This is a genomic window from Hyella patelloides LEGE 07179 (assembly GCF_900659865.1).
Lineage (GTDB): Bacteria > Cyanobacteriota > Cyanobacteriia > Cyanobacteriales > Xenococcaceae > Hyella > Hyella patelloides.
Genome location: NZ_LR213979.1, coordinates 1 through 4,736, shown reverse-complemented (window position 1 = coordinate 4,736; position 4,736 = coordinate 1). Strand labels below are relative to the sequence as shown.

General features: G+C 38.3%; 3 protein-coding genes and 1 pseudogene. 1 reads left to right on the top strand and 3 read right to left on the bottom strand.

The window, feature by feature from the left end:
- Nucleotides 1-18 precede the first annotated feature (18 nt).
- The 3 genes and pseudogenes from dapA to H1P_RS39495 form a co-directional block, all read right to left on the bottom strand.
- Nucleotides 19-912: a 4-hydroxy-tetrahydrodipicolinate synthase gene (gene dapA / locus H1P_RS24585; protein ID WP_144872298.1), complete on the bottom strand. Its 894-nt coding sequence runs from the start codon at nucleotides 910-912 to the stop codon at nucleotides 19-21.
- 38 nt (nucleotides 913-950) lie between these two features.
- Nucleotides 951-1,994, bottom strand: a complete 1,044-nt coding sequence (locus H1P_RS24580; RefSeq protein ID WP_144872296.1) for an aspartate-semialdehyde dehydrogenase — start codon at nucleotides 1,992-1,994, stop codon at nucleotides 951-953.
- Between the two features lie 676 nt (nucleotides 1,995-2,670).
- Nucleotides 2,671-2,955: pseudogene (locus tag H1P_RS39495) on the bottom strand (septal ring lytic transglycosylase RlpA family protein); the annotation flags it as partial.
- A gap of 506 nt (nucleotides 2,956-3,461) precedes the next feature.
- On the opposite strand from H1P_RS39495, the gene purM reads away from it, so the two are divergent.
- Nucleotides 3,462-4,484, top strand: a complete 1,023-nt coding sequence (purM, locus tag H1P_RS24570; protein ID WP_144872292.1) for a phosphoribosylformylglycinamidine cyclo-ligase — start codon at nucleotides 3,462-3,464, stop codon at nucleotides 4,482-4,484.
- The last annotated feature ends 252 nt before the right edge of the window (nucleotides 4,485-4,736 follow it).

Below are 4,736 nucleotides of genomic sequence, written 5' to 3'. Positions count from 1 at the left end.
ATTAAAAAAAAATAACAATTATATTAAACTTAAATCCTTAAGAGTTGTTTTTAATTTTTCTTGTAAATCTAATTGTAGCTCACAAAGAGGGGAACGCAAACCTCCTACTTGCCAACCTTTTAAATTTAAGGCGTATTTAATGGGAATAGGGTTAGTAGTAGCAAACAAAACCTTATATAAAGGGAATAACTTTAATTGAATTTCTGTTGCCAACTTATTGTTTCCTTGCTCAAAAGCTTGAAACATTTTTTGTATATCCTGAGATACTAAATGAGCAGCCACACTGACAACACCCACACCACCCACAGTTAACATTGGCAAAGTCAAAGCATCCTCTCCTGAATAAATGGCAAAAGATGGGGGTGTGACACGGCGAATTTGACAAGTTTGTTCTAAATCTCCACTGGCTTCTTTAATAGCAACGATATTCTCTATTTTTGCTAGTTTTGCTACTGTATCCGCTTCTAGATTGCGACTGGTGCGCCCAGGTACATTATACAACATCATTTTGATATTTGGGCAAGCTTTTGCGATCGCGCTAAAATGCTGATACAGTCCTTCTTGGGGAGGTTTATTGTAGTAGGGAACTACTTGCAGTGTGCCATCTAATCCTAGCTTAGCAGCTTCTTGGGTTGCTGAGATCGCTTCTTGGGTAGAGTTTGAACCTGTACCAGCGATAATAGAAGCGCGGTTTCCCACAGCTTTTTTAACTACTTTAAACAGTTGATATTCTTCTTCCCAAGTCAGGCTAGGAGACTCCCCAGTTGTCCCACAAATCACTAAGCCCTCATTGCCACGCTCTACTAAATCAACCGCTAATTTTTCGGCTATATCGTAGTTAACGCTACCATCTTCAGCAAAAGGAGTCACCATTGCTGTGATTAATCGACCAAAAGGTTCTTTGCTACTCATTACCAATTATCTCTACAAAAACTCATATCTCAATCTAATTACACCGTAGTCATTTTCTGGGATAACTTTAACAAATCTTTCTCTACTAGTAACTCTGCAATCTGGATAGCATTGAGGGCTGCACCTTTACGAATTTGATCCCCACAGAGCCATAATTCTAAACTAGACTCATGAGATATATCTTGACGAACACGCCCGACTAATACATCATCTTCCCCCGTAGCATCTATCGGCATGGGAAAATAATTTTTATCCCAATCTTCGACTAACTTAACCCCTGGTGCAGCAGAGATTAATTCTCTCGCTTTTGCCACATCAAATGGATGAGCAAATTCTAGGTTAATTGCTTCTGAATGCGCCCGCAATACTGGTACACGAATACAAGTAGCAGTTACTCTAATCTCTGGTGCCTCAAAAATCTTTCTAGTTTCATTGACCATTTTCATTTCTTCTTGGCAATAGTGATTATCGCCCAGAGGAGAGTTATGGGGAAAGAGATTGAACGCCAAAGGATAAGGTAATATTTCTGGTTTAGGGGTTTCTCCTTTTAAAATCGCCTGTGCTTGAGTCTCCACTTCTGCCATCGCCCGCGCACCAGCACCAGAAGCCGACTGATAGGTCGATACGACAATTCTTTTAATGGGTTGTACTTTGTGTAAAGGATGGATAGCTACACCCATCAAAATAGTCGTGCAGTTGGGGTTAGCAATAATTCCTTGATGTTGGGCTGCTGCTTCAGGGTTAATTTCAGGTACGACTAATGGTACATCATCATCCATACGAAAAGCACTGGAATTATCAATTACCACTGCACCAGCAGCTACCGCCTTAGAGGCATAAGCTTTGGAAGTAGAGCCACCAGCAGAAGCTAAGACAATATCAATATCTTGAAAAGAGTCATCTTTTACTGCTTCGACAGTAATTTCTTGGTTTAAAAACTTGATTTTACTACCAGCAGAACGAGGAGATGCTAGTAAAGTGAGGTTTTTTACAGGAAACTGACGACTTTCCAGTAATGCTAATAATTCTTGACCTACTGCGCCAGTCGCCCCTAAGACAGCGACATTAATTCCATCAGACAATGACTTCAACCTCCTTCAACACTAAACTAAGTGGCTAGTTAACTGTAAGACATAACATATAAATTTATTTTTCTCGATCCTTACCGAAACATTCCGCTATTTTTGAATAATAACTATTAAAAGTAAATTAGTAGGGATTAAGTTTAGTAGTTCCTTATCATAGCAGATAGTTGATTAATCTCGAGAAGCCAAACAAAAAAGGGAAACAGGTAGACAACTCAAAGAAGACTATTGACGGAATCAAATGTAAGTTTCCAAAGCGACAGAAGGCAAAAGAGTATTCCTATCTTGGTAATTTGTTTTCACCTAAAATGCTACCACTTGCCTCTAGGTAAATTTAGTCAATTAAAAAAAATTTTGTAGGGTGTGTTTTTTTTCAATTGAATATGTTATTGAAGATAAATTATGGCAAGAAATCCACCTATTTAAAATCGCGCTCGCGATTAGCTGTAAGCTATAGGCTATAAGCTTATAGCTAGTTAAAAAATTAAATCAGTTTTGTCTGCATCTTATTAATGGTGACAAGTTAGGCAAAAATAGTATCTGTCAACTACTACATATATAGCTTCTGTATTTTGCGATCGCAAAAGTGGGTTAAATTATTCTGGTTTCAAAAAGCGATCTCTACTATTGTGTTCTAATTATCTACGCCCAAAGATAGATGTATAGATGTGGTTTATCTGCCTAATATTTCTATCTGCACGTTAGCAACGCCACTATGAATCATATTCAGCGTTCTAGCAGCACCAGCAGAAACATCAATAATACGACCTTTAATAAAAGGTCCACGGTCATTGATTCTGACAATTACAGAACGACCATTAATAAGGTTGGTTACTCTGACTTTTGTTCCAAAAGGTAAGTAACGATGGGCTGCGGTTAGACTATTGGAATTATAAACCTCACCATTAGCAGTAAGACGACCGTGAAACTTGGGACCATACCAGGAGGCTTTACCTTGATAAGCTTGTTGTGCAATTTGAAATGTCTGTTCGTTTGACCAAGAAAAAGAACGATCGGCGTTTAAAAAATCTGAATTATTGCTGCTGCGATCGACATCTACTTCGTTTGAAGTAATAGTAGAAGATCGATCTTGTAAGAGATTTCCGTGATTTTTCGTGCTAGCAACACTGGACTGGGGGAATAAAATACTTATAATAGTATTAATTATCAGGGAAAATACAGTTGTGAAATAAATAAATTGTTTTATCTTCATTTAATTTTATAGTTGTATCTGATATGTAAAGGAAGCAGATAGTAGCTGTTTTTATCAATTTCACTTCTTAAAAAGAAAGGAAACCATGAAAAGAAAAATTATCAGAAAATTGTAAAAAACTCGAAAAGTCTTTCAAAGGTAATTCAGCAACCAGTCAAATTAATAAATAATTTGGTACAAAATTAAAAGCAGTTAAAGACAAACAGAAGCTCAATATTGTAAATTTGTCTTGTTTAGGCGAAATAACTGTTATGGACTATAAAGAAGCTGGTGTTGATATTGAAGCGGGACGAGATTTTGTTACCCAAATCCGTCAAGATGTGCAGAGTACCTATAGAGCTGAAGTTTTGAGTGGTTTAGGGGGATTTGGCGGTTGTTTTGAGTTACCCGCAGGTTATCAGCAGCCAGTTTTAGTATCGGGAACTGATGGAGTAGGGACAAAACTGAAAATAGCTCAAGAACTGAGTCACCACGATACTGTAGGGATAGATTTAGTAGCGATGTGCGTTAACGATATTCTCACATCGGGAGCAGAACCTCTATTTTTCTTAGATTATTTAGCAACAGGAAAACTCGAACCTCAAGAGTTGGCACAGGTAGTTAAGGGTGTGGCGGAAGGTTGTCGCTTGAGTGGTTGCGCTCTACTAGGGGGAGAAACCGCAGAAATGCCTGGTTTTTACCAGTTAGGAGAATATGATATTGCGGGTTTTTGTGTAGGTGTAGTGGAGAAAAGTCAGCTTCTAGATTGCTCTCAGGTGGAAATAGGAGATGTTGCTATTGGTTTAGCTAGTGCAGGGGTGCATAGTAATGGCTTTAGTTTAGTGAGAAAAATTGTTTCTTCTGGTGGTTTTTCTTGGAGTGATACGCCAGAAGTTTTAGCGGGGAAAACTTTGGGTGAAGAGTTACTAACACCTACTAAAATTTATGTTCGTTCTGTTTTGGATGCTTTAAAACAAGGAATCACAATTCACGGAATGGCGCATATTACTGGTGGTGGTTTACCAGAGAATTTACCTCGTTGTTTATCTCCTAATCAATCAATTGAAGTGAATTTTGATAGCTGGGACATACTCCCAATTTTCCGTTGGTTAGCAGAAGCAGGGGAAGTTAGCCAGAATGCGATGTTAGAAACTTTTAATCTGGGAATTGGTTTTGTGGTTATAGTTTCATCAGAGCAAGCTGACACTACTAAAAAGTGGTTTGAGTCTCAAGGTATTGCTGCTTACGAAATTGGTAAGGTGACAGAGGGAGATGGTAGTTTAGTTTTAAACTAATTAACTCACGGGGTGACAAGATAATGATTATCATTCTTAAAAATCGACAACATTTATTTGACCATCTCATCACTCTTAATCCTTATCAGACAATACATTTGGGGTGCTTGTCACCCCATCAGGAAGCTAGTCCTTTAGGATACGCCACGTCTGACTAGGACTTCCGATCATTTCTCAAGAAAGGAACGCGCGAGGAGCAATTCAATGAATAATGAGACAGTTCGTAGTTGCTCGTTGCTTGTTGTTCGTTGC